Origin of the sequence: Ruegeria sp. YS9 (assembly GCF_024628725.1) — a bacterium.
Lineage (GTDB): Bacteria > Pseudomonadota > Alphaproteobacteria > Rhodobacterales > Rhodobacteraceae > Ruegeria > Ruegeria atlantica_C.
The window spans coordinates 1771661-1789093 of record NZ_CP102409.1 but is presented as its reverse complement, the minus strand read 5'-3'; the positions used below and the strand labels follow the sequence as shown (position 1 = coordinate 1789093).

Here is a 17433-nt window from a genome sequence, read left to right as displayed (position 1 = left end):
ACCCTCAGCCACGCGCCCAACGCTGCTCAAGGGCCTCCAGTGCCGCAATGCGCTCACCCGTCTTCGGGTGGCTCATCAACCAAGCCGGGGCAACGCCCGCCCGTTGCTGCGTCAGGTCTTCCAGCTTGTGAAACAAGGATTTCTGCGGCCCGATCCCGATTCCGGCCTTGGTCAGCAAGGCGGCGGCATATTCGTCCGCCTCATACTCATCCTGACGCGACAGGCGCGAGGCCAGCAATGACGTCAAGGCATTCGCAATCATCGCTCCGATAAACGGAATAAAGCGGTTCAGCACCATGATCAGCGCTGTCCGCATCGCGTTTTGACCCGAAAAATCAATCATCCGTCGCCTTGCGTGACCCAAGGCAACATGTCCCAGCTCATGAGCGATGACGCTGGCCATTTCCTCGGCCGAAACCTCTCCGTTGCGGAATTTTCGGTAAAACCCGCGCGTGATGAAAATCCGACCGTCCGGAGCAGCCAGCCCGTTTACCGGGTCGATCTCATAGATATAGACGGGCACCCGATCGATGCCCAAAGCCGCGGCCAGCCGATCCGTCATCCGTTTCAACACCGGATCGGCCAGTTCGGTCGATTTTGCATCCAGCTCACGATGGGTTCGCCAGACGGAAATCCGGTACATCACGATGGCATAGCCAATGGCCAGCAGGATCGGAGTCAATCGAAGCATGTCAAAGATATGGTCCGAACATGGGCATTGCGCAAGTCACACCTGCGGGATGTTCGTCGGGACCCGCATGTTCGTGCGCCGAAATCGGCACAAACTTCGATAAGTTGCGATCTTGCGACATGAGCTGTTGATTATTTCAACGATCCCACTTAACCGACAGGGCGCTATCGATGAGGGACCCATGACCGACAAGAACTATGAAGCGCGTCACCTGGAAACGCTCGACCGGGATTTGCGTCGCTTTTCACGCCTCGAAATGGCGACCGCACAGGCTGGACGGCCCTTTGTGGGCTCAGGGATCGCCCTGGCATTCATTGTTGTCGCAGGCCTTGTGGCCGCTTTCCTGTTCGGGCAGGGCAGCAACGCGCTCATCGTCGTGATCGCGGCGATGTTCGGGGCCTATATGGCGCTGAACATCGGGGCCAATGACGTCGCCAACAACATGGGGCCCGCAGTGGGGGCGAATGCGCTGACGATGGGCGGTGCCATCGCCATTGCCGCCATTTTTGAAAGTGCCGGAGCGCTCATCGCCGGGGGCGATGTCGTATCGACCATCGCCAAAGGAATCATCGCGCCGGAAAGCATGGGAACGGCCAACGTCTTCATATGGGCGATGATGGCGGCGCTGCTTTCCTCGGCGCTGTGGGTCAATCTGGCGACATGGATCGGGGCGCCGGTTTCCACCACGCATTCGGTCGTCGGCGGCGTCATGGGGGCCGGGATCGCCGCTGCCGGGTTCGGTGCCGTAAGCTGGGGCACCATGAGCAAAATCGCCGCCAGCTGGGTGATCTCGCCGGTTCTGGGGGGCTTGGTCGCAGCCGGTTTCCTGTGGTTCATCAAGGCCAGGATCATCTATCAGGAAGACAAGATCGCCGCGGCCCGCAAATGGGTGCCGATGCTGGTCGGGATCATGGCGGGCGCCTTTGCATCTTACCTGGCGCTCAAGGGCCTCAAGAAGATCATCAAGATTGATCTCGGGACGGCGCTGCTGATCGGTGCGGTCTGTGGCGGGCTGATCTGGGCCGTGATGATCCCGATTATCCGCCGTCAGTCCGAGGGGCTTGAGAACCGCAACAAATCGCTGAAAATTCTGTTTGGAATTCCACTGATCGTCTCTGCGGCGTTGCTGAGCTTTGCGCATGGCGCAAATGACGTTGCCAACGCAGTGGGCCCGTTGGCCGCGATTGTGCAGGCCTCTGCCTCGGGCGATTTCACGCATGCCGTCAGCATTCCCTATTGGGTCATGGTCATCGGTGCGTTTGGGATATCGTTCGGCCTGTTCCTGTTTGGTCCGAAACTGATCCGCATGGTCGGCAGCCAGATCACCAAGCTCAACCCGATGCGGGCCTATTGCGTCGCACTGTCAGCCGCGATCACGGTGATTGTCGCCAGTTGGCTGGGCTTGCCTGTCAGTTCCACCCACATCGCGGTTGGCGCTGTATTCGGCGTCGGGTTCTTCCGGGAATGGGATGCCGAGCGAAGGCTGAAACGCTCAAGGCTGGCTTTTCCCGAACGCCCCCGCGTCGCGGCGGAAGAACGCCGCCGCCGCAAGCTGGTTCGCCGGTCGCATTTCCTGACCATCGTTGCCGCGTGGGTTATCACTGTTCCCGCAGCGGCCATGCTGGCAGCGATCCTGTTTCTTGGGATTCAGGTGATTGCCGGGTAAACTCTGGCGCTGACCTCAACGGGTCAGCGCTTTCATTCCCTGTTCCAGCCCGGCCAGGGTCATCGGCACCATATGGCCTTCGAAGATCTCCTGGATCATGCTGATGGAATGGGTGTATTCCCAGTACTTCTCGGGCACGGGATTGATCCACAGGTTCGATGTCCATTGATCCCGCGCGCGTTGCAGCCAGACCTGCCCGGCCTCTGCGTTCCAATGCTCGTTGGCACCGCCGGGATAGGCGATCTCATATGGGCTCATCGAGGCGTCGCCGACGAAGATGCATTTGTAGTCGGGCCCATAGGTGCGCAACACTTCATGTGTGGGCGTCTGCTGGTCCCAGCGGCGGCGGTTGTCGCGCCAGACGCCTTCATACAGGCAATTGTGGAAATAATAGTATTCCAGATGCTTGAACTCGGACCGTGCGGCCGAAAACAGCTCTTCCACCACCTTGATATGGGGGTCCATTGATCCGCCAACGTCCAGGAACAGCAGGACCTTGACCGCGTTGTGACGTTCCGGGCGGGTCTTGACGTCCAGATAACCGTGCTCGGCGGTGGCGCGAATGGTGCCGTCCAGATCCAGTTCCTCGGCAGCACCTTCGCGCGCCCAGCGGCGCAGGCGTTTCAGGGCGACCTTGATGTTGCGCGTGCCCAGTTCAACCGTATCGTCCAGGTTCCTGAATTCGCGCTTGTCCCAAACCTTGACCGCGCGCTGATGGCGGCTTTCCTTCTGACCAATGCGGACCCCTTCGGGGTTGTATCCATAGGCCCCGAACGGAGAAGTTCCGGCCGTGCCGATCCACTTGTTTCCGCCCTGATGGCGGCCTTGTTGTTCCTTTAGGCGTTCGCGCAGCGTATCCATCAGCTTGTCGAACCCGCCAAGCGCTTCGATCTCGGCTTTTTCCTCGTCCGACAGGTGTTTTTCGGCCAGTTTGGCCAGCCAGTCGCCGGGAATGTCGACGGCTTCCAGAACCTGATCGAAACTGATTTCGTTCAGCCCTTCGAAACTGGCGGCAAAGGCGCGGTCAAACTTGTCGATGTTGCGTTCGTCCTTCACCATCGACACGCGGGCGAGATAGTAGAACGCCTCGACATCATAGGTGGCCAGACCCTTTTTCATGCCTTCCAGAAAAGTCAGATACTCCCGCAGCGATACCGGGATGCCAGCTTTGCGAAGGTTTTCGAAAAAGGGCAGGAACATCGTCTCAGGCCACCAAACGCACCAGAACCAGCGAGATCACCAGACCCACCAGCGCAAAGGCAATGCCATACCCGGCGGCATATTGCGCCATGTCGGCCCGATTGCCGCTGCGCTTTTTCGCGGTCAGGGCGCCCAAGGTTGCACCCAGTGCCGCCATTCCCAGAACTACCAACATATGTGTGTCATCCGTCTTTCGTGCCATCCGTGTTTCTTCGGCCATTGCCCCGCGACAATGACTGGGCCACCAGATCCGAGCCAAACCCGTACCGCGCCCATCCCAGGCTGTCCAGCCTAACGGCACGTGCCTGCTGTATCTGCCCCGCCTGTTTCAGCGCTTCTGATTTCAGCAACAGCAACGTGGCCAGCAGAGACGCATTTTCAGCCCGTGTCATGACATCGATGGCCCTGTCCAGTTCAGGCAGAACACTGGGCCCCTTGTCCTGTGCCAGCGCAAAAGCCGCGGTTTGCGTGGTGACATAGGCCTGATGCACCTCTGTGCCGGGCGTGGCCTTCAGAAATTGCTGCGCAATCTGAAACTGGCGCTGAGCTTCGTTGGGGTCCCGGAATTGTTCCATCCGGCCCATCAGATAATGGGGATAGGCGCGGCGGTGATCTGTCCATCCCTGTTGCTGACCGATCCGTGCCGCCTTTCGCACCGCGCGCACCTGTCTGGGCGAACCCGACCCCGGCCCCAGTGATTTCTGAATCGCGTCAATCCACTCGCGCGGCGTATCCGTGAAGGGTTGAACGGGCACTCTGTCCCCACGCGGGTTCATCCGGCTGAGAACCCCCGGGATGACCGCGGCGACCTGATCTCGGGTCATGCCGGTGCGCAGTTCCGGCGCATAAGCAGCCCGCAGGATCAGCATGTCGAACCCGGTCAGAACAGTATGGATATTGTCGTCGTTGAACACCGAATCCGGCAGATGGTAGAGGTCGTTCAGCGGACCAAGCGCTTGTGCCAGTTCTTCATGCAGGCAATCACGTATTTCCTGCGGACTGACGTCGTATGGGATGAAAATCCCAAGCCGTTCGCGTTTGCGCAGTTCAGTCCAGCTGCTTTTGATCTTTCGGCGGTCACGGCGATATTCTTCAAGGCTGGACGAGTTGGGGACGACGAAACAGGCCGCGTTGGGCAGGATGCGCAGAATGTCTTTCTGGCTGACGGCTTCGATGGTGATATTGGCCTGTCCTTCGTCGACCTGCCGGATGTTGATCCCGGCCTCGCGCCGTAGACGATTGAGCAACCGGGTCAGATCCTGCTGCATGCTTGCGGTCGGTGATCCGGTCAGACGGACAGTGACCGGGGTCTCAAATCGCGTGAAAACGGGCAGGGCGGCCCCGCTTTCCAGTTCGAAATGCAGGGACAGGAAGTCCGAGGCGATGTTTTTGTTGGACCGAGCAGGCGGCGAAGGACGTGCCGTTGAAAAAGACTTGGCAGGCGGCAGGCTTACTTCGACGACCGTGACCTGATCGGGCAGCTCGATCGTTTCAACCGTCGCGCAGCCAGCAACAATCAGTGCCAGAAAAAGGGCACTCAATCGCTTCATGAGCGGGCGTACTTGATGAACGGTGTCAGTGTGCCGATGCGATCATACAGTTTACGAGCGGTGTGGTTGAACTCCTGGGTCAGCCAATAGACCGACGGCGCGCCCTGACGATCGGCCTCATCATAGACCGCCTGGATCAAGGCCCGGCCAACGCCTGCCCCCCGTGCCTCGGGTTGCGCGAACAGGTCTTGCAGGTAGCAGACCTTTTCCACCTTCCAGGCGTGGCGATGAAACAGATAATGTGTCAGTCCGACCAGGGTGCCATTCTGCTCGGCAACGAAACAGGAAAAATCCTGTGGATCGTCGCCCAACAATCTGGAAAAGGTTGTTTCGTATACATCATCGGGCAGGGCGGTTTCATAAAATGCCAGATAGTCACGCCACATGTCGGCCCATTGGCTTTTGTCCTCGGCACGCAGGGTGCGGATTGTAAGTGCGTTCGCCACGCGATTCATCCAATTCTGTGGGCGGCGAAGCTCTGTTTCGCCAGATGGGCCGATGCTGGCATTCGGGCCGTCCCAAGGCAAGCCATGATCACCGTCCGGCCACCCTCTGGCTATCGTTTGCCGCGTGCCATGAAGGCCAGACGTTCGAACAAATGCACATCCTGTTCATTCTTCAGCAACGCGCCATGCAGTTTCGGAAGGGCATCTGCGCCGCCGCGTTTGAGGTCTTCGGCACTCAGGTCCTCGGCCAGCAGCAGTTTCAGCCAATCCAGCACTTCCGACGTTGACGGCTTTTTCTTCAGCCCCTGCGTCTCGCGGATTTCATAGAACTGGGTCAGGGCGGTGGTCAGCAGCGCATCCTTGATGCCGGGGTGATGTACTTCGACGATGCGGCGCATCGTGGCCTCATCCGGGAAGCGGATGTAGTGAAAGAAACAGCGGCGCAGGAACGCGTCCGGCAATTCCTTTTCATTGTTCGAAGTGATGATGACGATCGGGCGGTTCTTGGCCCGGATCGTCTCGCCTGTCTCGTAGACATGGAACTCCATCTTGTCGAGTTCCTGCAAAAGGTCGTTGGGAAACTCGATATCCGCCTTGTCGATCTCATCGATCAGCAGAACGACCTTTTCGTCGGCCTCGAAGGCCTGCCACAGCTTGCCCTTGCGGATATAGTTCGACACGTCATGCACACGTTCCTCACCCAACTGGCTGTCCCGCAGGCGGCTGACCGCATCATATTCATACAGGCCCTGTTGCGCGCGTGTGGTGGATTTCACGTTCCACTCAATCATCCTCAGCCCCAGCGCGCCGGCCACTTGTTTGGCCAGCTCTGTCTTGCCGGTGCCGGGTTCGCCCTTGACCAGCAATGGGCGTTCAAGTGTGACGGCGGCGTTCACGGCAATCGTCAGATCGTCAGTGGCGACATATTCGGCTGTACCTTGAAAGCGTGCGGTCATGGGCCTCTCGTGTGGTTTTTCGTGATCCGTGGGCAGGTTGTGTTGTCCGGGTTACAGACGGTCAATGATTTTGACAACCCGCGTCCCTGCGTCGGTTGAGGCGATTTTTGCAGGAACTCCAAGCCCTTTTGGTTGATTCGTGCGCGCGATTGTGCCCTGCCAATTGACACCTGCCTCAAAAAGGCCCGCTAAATTTCATAGAAAAACAGGGTTTTGTTGTTGTTTGTCTCATGTTTAGACAAAACAGCACGAGGGCGTGCTGAAGCAACGTTTGTGTAGTGACAATCCCACGCCCGTCGGCTAAACGCTGCGCAGAAGGGGGTGCCAAATGTCAGGTGAAACATCAGCGACCGACGTTTCTGGCCATACCGAGGGAGCAAATATGAAACAGGAAGTTTTTCTGCCGGAGGATTACCGCCCGGCCGAAGATGAACCTTTCATGAATGACCGTCAGCTTGAATATTTCCGCCGCAAGCTGTTGGATTGGAAGAACGAGCTTTTGGCGGGCAGCCGCGATACGATCGAAGGGCTGCAGGACAACACCCGAAACATTCCGGATGTCGCAGACCGTGCGAGCGAGGAGACCGATCGCGCTCTGGAACTGCGAACACGTGATCGTCAGCGCAAGCTGGTTGCCAAAATCGACGCAGCCCTGCGCAGGATCGAAGAAGGTGAATACGGGTATTGCGAAAAGACCGGCGATCCGATTTCGCTGAAACGTCTGGATGCACGTCCGATTGCGACCATGACGCTGGAGGCGCAAGAGCGCCACGAGCGCCGCGAAAAGGTCCACCGCGACGATTGATCGCCGGGTGAAACTGGAAAATTTCGAACGCCGGGGCCTGTGGCTCCGGCGTTTTTGCGTTATGCGGGGGGCATGAAGATCAATCGGTTGAATTTCTGTGTAATTGGCGGCGGCATCGGCGGTTTGGCGTCTGCGTTGGCGCTGCGGCAACACGGGGCGCAGGTCACCCTGCTGGAGCAAGCCCAGGCATTGACCGAGGTTGGCGCAGGTCTTCAGATCAGTGAAAACGGGATGTGCGTGTTGCGTGCGCTTGGGGTGGCGGATCTGTCTGCGGGCCAGAAATCGCATGGTACGATCCTGCGCGATTACCGCAAAGGGCGCGTTGTCAGCCGGCTGCCCGGGCCTTCGGCTGGCCCGACCTATTATTTTCACCGTGCCGATTTGTTGAATCTGTTGCATTCTGCGGCCCGCAAGGCCGGTGTGGATGTTCGTCTGGGGGCCAAGGTTTCCAACGTGCAAAAACACCCCAACGAAGCCGAAATTCTGTTGGCGGACGGCGAGCGGCTGCGCGCCGAATGCGTCATCGCCGCCGACGGTGGCCGCAGCACGATTCGCCCGGCTCTGAACGGGCCCGAGACACCCGATTTCACGCACCAGGTCGCCTGGCGCGCCACCATTCCCTGGCGACCGGATTCAGACGTGGTGACGGCATCCCTGACCATGGGGCCGGGTCGGCATGTCGTAACCTATCCATTGCGCGATCAAAGCATGATGAACATCGTTGCGGTCGAGGAACGCTCGGACTGGCGGGAAGAGGGATGGAAGCTGAACGGCGATCCGGACGAGCTGCGCGCACGTTTTTCAGGGTTCGGCGGTCCGGTAGATCAGATTCTGTCAAAGGTCTCGGATGTGAATCTGTGGGCCCTGTTCCTGCGCCCAGTTGCAGAAAAATGGCAAAACGGTCGTCTGGCATTGCTGGGGGACGCGGCGCATCCGACCTTGCCGTTCATGGCGCAAGGCGCTTGCCTGGCGCTGGAAGATGCCTGGACGCTTGCACGATCTTTCGACGAACACTCGGGTGTCACCAGCGCGCTTGCCGCCTACGAGAAAACGCGCCGGCCAAGGGCAGAAAGCGTGGTTGCCGCTGCCGGGTCGAACGCACGAAATTTCCACCTGTCAGGCCCCGCCCGTCTGGCGGCCCAATGTGCGCTTATGGCCATCGGACGGAAACTGTCGCGCCGCTACGAATGGATCTACAGCTACGACGTCACGGCCTGAAACGCTAGATATCCAGATCGACCCAGACAGGCACGTGATCCGAAGGTTTTTCATGCCCGCGCACGGCTGCATCAATCTGGCAATCCCGCATTAGATCCGCCGCTTGTGGGGTCAGCAGAAAGTGATCGATCCGAATTCCGTCGTTCCGGTTCCAGGCCCCGGCCTGGTAGTCCCAGAATGAATAGTGCCCCGCGCTTTGGGTGGTGGCCCGGAACGCTTCGGTGAAGCCCAGATTCAGGATTTTGCGAAATGCGGCGCGGCTTTCGGGGCGGAACAATGCATCGTCGCGCCATGCTTCGGGGCGTTTGGCATCCTCCGCCTGCGGGATGATGTTGTAGTCCCCCGCCATCAACGCGGGTTCTTCGGTTGCCAGCAAATCACGGGCACGGTCATATAGCCGTTCCATCCATGCCAGTTTGTAATCGTATTTCGGACCGGGTGCGGGATTGCCATTGGGCAGGTACAATCCACAGATCCGAAGAGCCTTTTTGCCAACGACGGTGGCTTCTATCCAGCGGGCCTGTTCATCCGCGTCATCGCCGGGAAGGCCGCGGGATACATCCTCGAGGGGAAGCTTGGACAAGATTGCAACGCCGTTGAAGCTTTTTTGCCCGTGAGTTTCCACGTTGAATCCACGCTCTTCGAATATCTCGCGCGGGAAGCTTTCATCGACCGACTTGATCTCTTGCAACAGCACAACGTCCGGCTGCGCTTCGTCCAGCCATCGGGGCAGGGCTTCGGCCCGCGCCTTGATGCCGTTGATGTTGAACGTGGCGATTTTCATGCGCGATCCTCCGAAGGCTTGGCGCAACCTATCGCGCAGAACGGGCCCAACGGCAAGGCGGAGATCGGATTTGCGAGGCTCTGCCTCGCGCTCCGGGGTATTTTTGGCCAGATGAAGAAACGGATTATTAACCGAATTTCTTCAAGCTGAAGTGGCGGTACAGGCGGGGACGCCGATGACCGCGCCAGGTGAAGCCCTCTGGTCTTACGGTCAGAGGGCGGACCTCTGCTTCATCTGGCTGAAAATATCCTGGGGGTGTGGGGGCAAAGCCCCCACGGTTACATCGAAAAAGATGTGCCACAACCGCAGGAAGAGGTGGCGTTGGGGTTGTCGATCACAAATCGCGCACCGATCAGTTCCTGGGTGAAGTCGATGACCGCGTTTTCCAGGAAGGGCAGCGAAATCGCGTCAACAATGACTTTTTGCCCTTTACCTTCAAGGACCAGATCATCTTCTTTTGGCGTGTCCAAAGCGATTTCGTATTGAAACCCCGAGCAACCGCCGCCTTCCACTGCGACGCGCAATGCCTGACCCTGATCCGCCGCGCCGATTTCAGCAAGGCGTTCGAAAGCGCGTTCCGTGACTGTTGGGGGCAGATTCATGCCGGTCTCCAATGGTTTCCTTCCATTACGCCATACAATATAGAAAGCGCAAGGACAGGCGACAAGGACAGGCCATTTGGACAGAGCTAGATTTGCCTCGGACCCGGACCGCACCAGGGGGCGGCATGTGCCCGAGGAGGAAAGCAGTTTCCGATCATGCTTTCAACGCGACCGGGACAGGATCATTCATGCCAGTGCCTTTCGGCGCCTCAAGCACAAGACGCAAGTGTTCGTTGAACATGAGGGCGATAGCTACCGCACCCGCCTGACCCACTCCATCGAGGTGGCGCAGGTGGCCCGGACCATTGCCGGTGCCTTGGGCCTGAACCCAGAGCTGACCGAAGCCGTGGCCCTGGCGCATGATCTGGGGCACACGCCCTTTGGACATACCGGCGAGGACGCGTTGCACGCGTTGATGAAGCCCTTTGGTGGTTTTGATCACAACGCACAGGCCATTCGGATCGTCACAAAGCTGGAGCGCCACTATGCGGAATTCGACGGGTGCAACCTGACTTGGGAATGCCTGGAAGGGATTGCCAAGCACAACGGGCCGGTTGAGGGGGATCTGCCCTGGGCATTGGCCGAGTGCAATCAGGATTTCGATCTAGAACTGCACACCCATGCCAGCGCGGAAGCCCAGGTTGCGGCCCTTTCCGATGACATAGCATATAACAATCACGATCTTCTGGACGGGTTACGCGCGGGGTTGTTCACGGATGACGATTTGCAGGACCTGCCGATTGTCGGGGTCTGTTACGCCGAGGTGGATGCCAGATACCCCGGGCTGGATTCCTATCGCCGGCGTCACGAAGCGCTCAGGCGGGTTTTCGGGGTCATGGTGGCGGATGTCATCAACACCTCGCGCGATCTCATTGCCGTGTCTGGCGCGCAGTCCGTCGAAGAAATCCGACATCTTGGGTATCCTGTCATCCAGTTCTCGGATGAGGTTTGGGCGCAACTGCGCGAAATCCGGGCGTTTCTGTTCACCCGGATGTATCGCGCACCCAGGGTGATGTCAGTGCGGGCAGAGGTGGCAAAGATCGTGGAAGATCTGTTTCCGATCTACATGAACGATCCCAGGCAAATGCCTGTGCGCTGGCACGATGACATTGAAGCTGCCAGGGACGACACCGCGTTGGCCCGCATCGTTTCCGATTACATCGCGGGCATGACCGACCGATTTGCCTTGCAGGACCACGCGCGGCTGACCGGCTGATCACTCCACGGCGATATAGGCGATGGCCCAGACTTGCTGAGCCGCTTGTTTTGCCGACTGATCGGCGTTCTCTGTCGGTGGGAACACGATCATCGTCGGGCCATAACCTCCGATCCCCATCGGCGCGCCATCAGCATGCGTTGCAACGATCGGTCTGTGCGTGGCGATGCTGTCCCACTCGATTTCGGCCTGATACCCATCCAGCGCCATGGGAAGAGCGGTTTTCCCCTCGGCCCCTGCCAATGTCATGACCTCTGCCAAAAGCGGGCCTGAAAACCTGTAATCCCGCTCATTGCCCGGAGGACCATAGGGGATAGTGATCTCGAACTGCTCCAGCCCGTCCAGCATGGCAGCATCAAACCCAGCCGCGCCGCCATGCGTGACCTCAAGATAGCCCAGCAGACCGCCGTCATTCTCCCCGCGCGCGGGCAGGTTTGTTTCGCTGACCGCGCCGCCCAGCGTCAGCAGCACGTGGCCTTGCGGCTGTGGCAGGTCGGCCAGCGCAGGCAGGGCGGCGGACAAAAGCAAGGCAAAAGACAAGGTGCGGTGCATCAACAGTCTCCGGTAGCTGTGTACAGGCCTGAGATTAGCGAGATGTTTCGCCAAACCAAGCTTAAACATTAGGCGTCCATTGACCTTGCCGCATTGCGTGGTAAACCCCGCGACAAGCAAAAGGACATCCGAAATGAACCTGTTTTCCGAGATCCGCGGCCTTGTACTGGACGCGCTGGCGCAGATGCAGTCCGAAGGCGCATTGCCCGAAGGGCTGAGCTTTGACAACGTGGCGGTCGAACCTCCGCGTGATGCGGCGCATGGGGACATGGCGACCAACGCCGCGATGGTGCTTGCGAAACCGGCCGGGATGAAGCCGCGCGACATTGCGGATGTGCTGGCCGGGAAACTGGCGGCGGATGACCGGATCACAAGCGCCGAAGTGGCGGGGCCCGGTTTCCTGAACCTGCGTCTTGCGCCGTCCGTCTGGCAAGGCGTGTTGGCGGCGGTGCTGGAAAAAGGCACCGATTTCGGGCGCTCGACCATGGGGCAGGGGCAGAAGGTCAATGTCGAGTATGTCTCGGCCAACCCGACCGGTCCGCTGCATGTGGGCCATACGCGGGGTGCGGTGTTCGGGGACGCGTTGGCAAGCCTGCTGGCCTATTCCGGCCATGATGTGACCCGCGAGTATTATATCAACGACGGTGGCGCGCAGGTGGATGTGCTGGCGCGTTCGGCCTATGAGCGCTATCGCGAGGCCAACGGCCTCAGCCCCGAGATTGCCGAGGGGCTGTATCCCGGTGACTATCTGATCCCGATTGGCGAGGCGCTGAAAGAGAAATATGGCGACAGCCTCATCGACAAACCGGAAAGCGAATGGCTGGAAGAGCTGCGCGAGTTTTCGACAGATGCGATGATGGACCTGATCCGCGCCGACCTGAAGGCGCTGGGCGTCGAGATGGATGTGTTCTTCTCGGAGAAATCGCTCTATGGCACGGGCCGGATCGAGGCCGCGCTGCAATCGCTGACCGAAAAGGGCCTGATCTATGAAGGCGTGCTGGAACCGCCCAAGGGCAAAAAGCCAGAAGATTGGGAGCCGCGCGAACAGACCTTGTTCAAATCCACCGAACATGGCGATGACGTCGACCGCCCGGTCAAGAAGTCGGACGGCAGCTGGACCTATTTCGCCCCCGATATCGCCTATCACTATGACAAGGTGAGCCGTGGCTTTGACGCGTTGATCGACGTGTTTGGTGCCGATCATGGCGGCTATGTCAAGCGGATGAAGGCGGCCGTGTCGGCCCTGTCCGACGGCAAGGTGCCGCTGGATATCAAGCTGACGCAGCTGGTGAAACTGTGGAAAAACGGCGAGCCGTTCAAGATGTCGAAACGGGCCGGGAACTTTGTCACCCTGCGCGATGTGGTCGATCAGGTTGGCCCTGACGTGACCCGTTTCGTGATGCTGACCCGCAAGAACGACGCGCCACTGGATTTCGATTTCGACAAGGTACTGGAACAGAGCCGCGAGAACCCCGTGTTCTACGTTCAATACGCCCATGCCCGGGTGATGAGCGTGCTGCGCCGTGCCGCCGAGGCGGGGATCGACGTCTCCGACGAAACCCTGCGCGGGGCCGATCTGGCGTCGCTGGACCACCCCGCCGAACTGACGGTTGCCAAGAAGCTGGCCGAATGGCCACGCCTGGTCGAGATCGCTGCGCGGACCAACGAACCGCACCGCGTCGCCTTCTATCTATATGAACTTGCAGGGGATTTTCATGCGCTCTGGAACAGGGGCAATGACGAAACCCAGTTGCGTTTCATTCAGGATGGCGATGTTGCCACAAGCCAGTCGAAAATCGCATTGGCCCGTGCCGTTTCTGTTGTGATTTCAGCGGGCTTGGGTATTCTTGGCGTTACCCCGGCGCAGGAGATGCGGTAACAAATATCGCCCGAACCGCCGGTACGAGGTAGGCAAGAAATGACCCGCGCGCCTTGTTTTCGGGCGCGAAACGGGCAGTGAGGCGGACATGGCGAGTTACGATTACTCGGGGCACCAAAGCCCCGAGCAGATTCATTACCCGAATCAAACGCATTCCGAGGATGCGTATGACTATCCCGACGATATGCAGGATTACGACGCGCCGCGCGGCGCATTCGGACTGGGGCGGGCCGTCAATTTCCTGGGGGCTGCCGCATCGCTGGCACTGGTCGCCGGCGTCGCTGTCTGGGGATACAAGCTTGTCATGCGCGATGTCAGCGGCGTGCCGGTCGTGCGTGCTGCCGAAGGGCCGATGCGGGTGCAGCCCGAAAACCCGGGCGGAACACCCGCCGATCATCAGGGCTTGGCCGTCAATGCAGTGGCCGCCAAAGGCAGTGCTGCCGCTCCGGCGGATCGCCTGATCCTTGCGCCGCGGCCGGTCTCGTTGACGGATGAAGACGTCCCCGCCGCCGATCTGAAGCCGACACCGGCGCTGCATGTGGTGGAAAAGCCGATCTCAACCCGGGAAGCCGCCCGATTGCGCCAGAACGCAGTGGACGCGCTGGTTGCGGAACTGGCGGGTGAGGCGACCAAAACGCAGCAAAACTCTGAGGATGGCGTACAGGTGGCATCGCTGACCACCCCCGAGGAAGAACCCGCAATTGACCCGGCCGATTTCGCAGCCGCCTTGCCGGACCCGGCCATTGCCGAATTGCCGGGCGTGCGCCGGTCCTTGCGCCCGTTGACCCGCCCGGCGCGTGCCTCTCGCAGCCAGATGTCGCCGAGCGAGAATTCCGAAGACGCGATCAATGCCGCGGTGAAGGCTGCGGTTGGGTTGGATGTTGATCCTGATACGCTGGCGAAAGGCACGCGTCTGGCGCAGCTTGGGGCTTATGACAGTGTTCAGGTGGCGCAAACGGAATGGGATCGCCTGAACGGAAAGTTCGGCGAATATATGGCAGGAAAACAGCGTGTTATTCAGAAAACTTCAAGCGGCGGACGCACCTTTTACCGCCTGCGCGTACTGGGCTTTGAAGACCTGAGCGACTCGCGCCAGTTTTGTGCCGCGCTTGTTGCGCAAGGGGCTGATTGTATCCCGGTGGCCGTTCGGTGAAGTACGGTGCCACGATCACCGATGCTCAGGGCCTGCGCCTGACGCAACAGGAAAAAGACTTGTTTCGGCAGATGAACCCGTTCGGGTTCATTCTGTTCGACCGCAACATCGAAAACGCGGATCAGGTGCGCGCCTTGTGTGATGATTTCCGCGAGGCCGTCGGGCGCAATTGCCCGATCACAATCGATCAGGAAGGCGGGCGCGTGCAGCGCTTGCGGGCGCCGTTGGCCCGCGAATGGCTGCCTCCGTTGGATCATGTGGCCAATGCCGGAGAACAGGCCGAGCGCGCCATGTATCTGAGGTACCGCCTGATTGCCGATGAATTGTTTGGTCTGGGCATCGACAGCAACTGTGCGCCCATGGTCGATGTCGCGCGCCCCGAGACGCACAAGTTTTTGAAGAACCGCTGTTATGATGCTGATCCTGAACGCGTTTCCAGAATTGGCAAGGCCGTGGCGCAGGGCCATTTGGATGGCGGTGTGCTGCCGGTGCTCAAACATATTCCGGGCCATGGACGTGCCACGTTGGACAGCCACCATGACTTGCCGCATGTGGATCTGCCCTTGGAGGAGCTTGAGCGCAGCGATTTCGGGCCGTTCCGGGCCTTGAACGATCTGCCGATGGGGATGACCGCGCATTTGGTCTATGACCGGATTGACCCGCGGCCTGCCACCATCTCGGCAACCATGATGGATGTGATCCGCGACAGGATTGGCTTTGAGGGGCTGATCATGACCGATGACATCGGAATGAAAGCGCTCAGCGGAATGCCCGCTGACGTGTCGCGGCAAGCCATAAGTGCGGGCTGTGACGTCGTTCTGCACTGCAACGGAACCTTTGCCGAGCGCGCCCAGGTGATGGAAGCGGCCGGAGAAATGTCGGATGTGGCACAGGCCCGCGCAGAACGGGCGCTGGCGATGCGCAAAGCTCCGCAGGAACTTGACATCCTTGCCGTCGAAGCGGAACTATCTGCCCTAATGGGCGGGCAGGTATATGAACGATAATCTTTTCAGCGAAGACCCTGTCTCGGTCGCGGATCGTCTTGCGGCCGAAGCGCTGATTGTTGATGTCGATGGGTTCGAAGGCCCGCTGGACGTTCTGCTGACCCTGTCGCGCACGCAAAAGGTTGATCTGAGGAAAATTTCCGTACTCGCGCTGGCGCAGCAATACCTGGCCTTTGTGGAAAAGGCGCGTGCGTTGCGCATTGAACTGGCCGCCGACTATCTGGTGATGGCGGCCTGGCTGGCGTTTCTCAAGTCCCGCTTGCTGCTGCCGCCAGACCCGGATGACGAAGGCCCCTCGGGCGAGGAACTGGCCGCACATCTGGCGTTTCAGTTGGAACGCTTGCAGGCGATGCGCGACGCAGCCGCACGGTTGATGGCGCGCGATCAGCTGGGGCGCGATTTCTTCAAACGCGGGCAGGGCGAAGATATCACCCGCATCCGCACCGTGACCTATTCCGCCACGCTGCTGGATCTGATGCAGGGCTATGCGCGCATCCGCACCCGTGATGAATTCCGCCCGTTTGTGATGGACCGCGATTCGGTGTTCACCATGGAACAGGCACTGGAACGGATGCGTCCGCTGATCGGGTTTGCCGGGACATGGACCGACATGGAAACTTACCTGCCCGATGGCTGGGATTCCGACCCGGTACGGCGCAGGTCAGCGACGGCGGCGACCTTTGCGGCCTCGCTGGAGCTGGTGAAAGAGGGACATATGGAAATCAAGCAGAGCGAGACATTCGCTCCGATCCATTTGCGCAAGAGGACCGAAACACGTGACTGATGCCCCTGAAGAGACCGGTACGCTGTTCGAGGCCCCTCCGCTGGCTGAACAGGAACGCATGGTCGAAGCCGTTCTGTTCGCCAGCGCCGAGCCGGTGACGATTGCGGATCTTGAGGCGCGGATGCCCCATGGTAGCGACGCGGCGCAAGCGGTTGAATTGCTTCAGAAACGCTACGAGGGGCGTGGCGTGCGCGTGGTGCGCGTGGGGGATGCCTGGGCCATCCGCACGGCCCCTGATCTGGGTTTTCTGATGCAGAAGGAAACGGTCGAGACCCGCAAGCTCAGCCGCGCCGCGATCGAAACTCTGGCCATCGTGGCCTATCATCAGCCCTGCACGCGGGCCGAGATCGAGGAAATCCGGGGTGTGTCGGTTTCACGCGGGACCATCGATCAGTTGCTTGAGATGGAGTGGATCAAGCTGGGCCGCCGCCGCATGACGCCGGGCCGTCCGGTGACGTTTGTGGTGACGCCTGAGTTTCTGGATCATTTTGGGCTGGAAAACGCGCGCGACCTGCCGGGCCTGAAAGAACTGCGCGCCGCAGGATTGTTGGAGAATCGTCCTCCTCCGGGGGCCATCACACTGGGAGAGGGGCGCGAGGACGAAGTTGACGAAGACCAGACCGAGTTGTTCGAGGAAGAGTGATCGAACAGCCCTTTTGTTGCCGCATAAAGCGTCTATCTTTGTGCGTGAGGACACGGAGTTCAGCGATGAATGCAAACCGGATCATCGATATGATTGTGCGTCAGGTCATGCGCCGTCTGGTCAACAAAGGTGTGAACAAAGGCATCGATCTGGCCAGCCGAAAAGGCAGCGGACCCGGCACGTCGAATGGGCCCGGAAAAGCCAGCGCACCGCGACATGCGCAGAACCTGCGGCAGGCACAACGCCTGACCCGCCAGATGCGCCGGTTCATGAAATTCTAGGGG

Annotated in this window: 19 protein-coding genes; 10 read left to right on the top strand and 9 right to left on the bottom strand. The window is 59.7% G+C overall.

Annotation, left to right across the window (positions count from 1 at the left end; genetic code table 11):
- Positions 1–4 precede the first annotated feature (4 nt).
- The gene (locus NOR97_RS09110) at positions 5–691 is read right to left on the bottom strand and encodes a M48 family metallopeptidase (RefSeq protein WP_170343995.1); all 687 of its coding nucleotides are present in this window, start codon (positions 689–691) and stop codon (positions 5–7) included.
- Between the two features lie 181 nt (positions 692–872).
- Here NOR97_RS09110 and NOR97_RS09105 point away from each other — a divergent pair, with 181 nt between their 5' ends.
- Positions 873–2357 carry an inorganic phosphate transporter gene (locus tag NOR97_RS09105; RefSeq protein ID WP_257598897.1) on the top strand — a complete coding sequence of 495 codons (1485 nt, stop codon included), beginning with the start codon at positions 873–875 and terminating at the stop codon, positions 2355–2357.
- A 15-nt stretch (positions 2358–2372) separates the two neighbouring features.
- On the opposite strand, the gene NOR97_RS09100 is transcribed toward NOR97_RS09105, so the two are convergent.
- The 5 genes from NOR97_RS09100 to NOR97_RS09080 all read right to left on the bottom strand — a co-directional run bounded on the left by NOR97_RS09100 (position 2373) and on the right by NOR97_RS09080 (position 6509).
- Positions 2373–3557, bottom strand: coding sequence for a VWA domain-containing protein (locus NOR97_RS09100; protein ID WP_257598896.1), 1185 nt, complete (start codon positions 3555–3557; stop codon positions 2373–2375).
- Between the two features lie 4 nt (positions 3558–3561).
- Positions 3562–3759: a hypothetical protein gene (locus NOR97_RS09095; RefSeq protein WP_257600895.1), complete on the bottom strand. Its 198-nt coding sequence runs from the start codon at positions 3757–3759 to the stop codon at positions 3562–3564.
- Entirely contained in the window at positions 3740–5107 is a 1368-nt protein-coding gene (locus NOR97_RS09090) for a DUF2927 domain-containing protein (protein WP_257598895.1), read from the bottom strand. Before NOR97_RS09090 ends, NOR97_RS09095 begins: the two co-directional genes overlap by 20 nt.
- Entirely contained in the window at positions 5104–5493 is a 390-nt protein-coding gene (locus NOR97_RS09085; protein ID WP_374041620.1) for an N-acetyltransferase family protein, read from the bottom strand. The genes NOR97_RS09090 and NOR97_RS09085 overlap by 4 nt, the downstream gene beginning before the upstream one ends.
- Before the next feature lie 170 nt (positions 5494–5663).
- Positions 5664–6509 carry a MoxR family ATPase gene (locus NOR97_RS09080; RefSeq protein WP_152458249.1) on the bottom strand — a complete coding sequence of 282 codons (846 nt, stop codon included), beginning with the start codon at positions 6507–6509 and terminating at the stop codon, positions 5664–5666.
- A 382-nt stretch (positions 6510–6891) separates the two neighbouring features.
- Here NOR97_RS09080 and dksA point away from each other — a divergent pair, with 382 nt between their 5' ends.
- Together dksA and NOR97_RS09070 are read left to right on the top strand one after the other, a co-directional pair.
- Complete coding sequence (gene dksA / locus NOR97_RS09075) at positions 6892–7314, top strand: RNA polymerase-binding protein DksA (RefSeq protein ID WP_170344000.1); 423 nt, start codon at positions 6892–6894, stop codon at positions 7312–7314.
- A 72-nt stretch (positions 7315–7386) separates the two neighbouring features.
- The gene (locus tag NOR97_RS09070) at positions 7387–8532 is read left to right on the top strand and encodes an FAD-dependent monooxygenase (RefSeq protein WP_257598893.1); all 1146 of its coding nucleotides are present in this window, start codon (positions 7387–7389) and stop codon (positions 8530–8532) included.
- A gap of 4 nt (positions 8533–8536) precedes the next feature.
- On the opposite strand, the gene xth is transcribed toward NOR97_RS09070, so the two are convergent.
- Entirely contained in the window at positions 8537–9316 is a 780-nt protein-coding gene (xth, locus tag NOR97_RS09065; RefSeq protein ID WP_257598892.1) for an exodeoxyribonuclease III, read from the bottom strand.
- A gap of 278 nt (positions 9317–9594) precedes the next feature.
- Positions 9595–9918: an iron-sulfur cluster assembly accessory protein gene (locus tag NOR97_RS09060; RefSeq protein ID WP_171204913.1), complete on the bottom strand. Its 324-nt coding sequence runs from the start codon at positions 9916–9918 to the stop codon at positions 9595–9597.
- 76 nt (positions 9919–9994) lie between these two features.
- On the opposite strand from NOR97_RS09060, the gene NOR97_RS09055 reads away from it, so the two are divergent.
- Entirely contained in the window at positions 9995–11134 is a 1140-nt protein-coding gene (locus NOR97_RS09055; RefSeq protein WP_257598891.1) for a deoxyguanosinetriphosphate triphosphohydrolase, read from the top strand.
- Here NOR97_RS09055 and NOR97_RS09050 read toward each other — a convergent pair whose 3' ends face one another.
- Positions 11135–11686 (bottom strand): hypothetical protein, encoded by a 552-nt coding sequence (locus tag NOR97_RS09050; RefSeq protein ID WP_257598890.1) that lies wholly within the window; start codon positions 11684–11686, stop codon positions 11135–11137.
- 133 nt (positions 11687–11819) lie between these two features.
- Here NOR97_RS09050 and argS point away from each other — a divergent pair, with 133 nt between their 5' ends.
- The 6 genes from argS (at position 11820) to NOR97_RS09020 (ending at position 17430) form a co-directional block, all read left to right on the top strand.
- On the top strand, positions 11820–13565 hold the full coding sequence (gene argS / locus NOR97_RS09045) for an arginine--tRNA ligase (protein WP_257598889.1): 1746 nt from the start codon (positions 11820–11822) through the stop codon (positions 13563–13565).
- An 88-nt stretch (positions 13566–13653) separates the two neighbouring features.
- Positions 13654–14718: an SPOR domain-containing protein gene (locus NOR97_RS09040; RefSeq protein WP_257598888.1), complete on the top strand. Its 1065-nt coding sequence runs from the start codon at positions 13654–13656 to the stop codon at positions 14716–14718.
- Positions 14715–15722: a beta-N-acetylhexosaminidase gene (gene nagZ, locus NOR97_RS09035; protein WP_257598887.1), complete on the top strand. Its 1008-nt coding sequence runs from the start codon at positions 14715–14717 to the stop codon at positions 15720–15722. The genes NOR97_RS09040 and nagZ overlap by 4 nt, the downstream gene beginning before the upstream one ends.
- A complete protein-coding gene (locus tag NOR97_RS09030; protein WP_257598886.1) occupies positions 15712–16506 on the top strand; it encodes a ScpA family protein in 795 nt (264 codons plus the stop codon). The genes nagZ and NOR97_RS09030 overlap by 11 nt, the downstream gene beginning before the upstream one ends.
- On the top strand, positions 16499–17149 hold the full coding sequence (gene scpB, locus NOR97_RS09025; protein WP_257598885.1) for an SMC-Scp complex subunit ScpB: 651 nt from the start codon (positions 16499–16501) through the stop codon (positions 17147–17149). The genes NOR97_RS09030 and scpB overlap by 8 nt, the downstream gene beginning before the upstream one ends.
- 65 nt (positions 17150–17214) lie before the next feature.
- Complete coding sequence (locus NOR97_RS09020; RefSeq protein ID WP_257598884.1) at positions 17215–17430, top strand: hypothetical protein; 216 nt, start codon at positions 17215–17217, stop codon at positions 17428–17430.
- Positions 17431–17433: the final 3 nt, after the last annotated feature.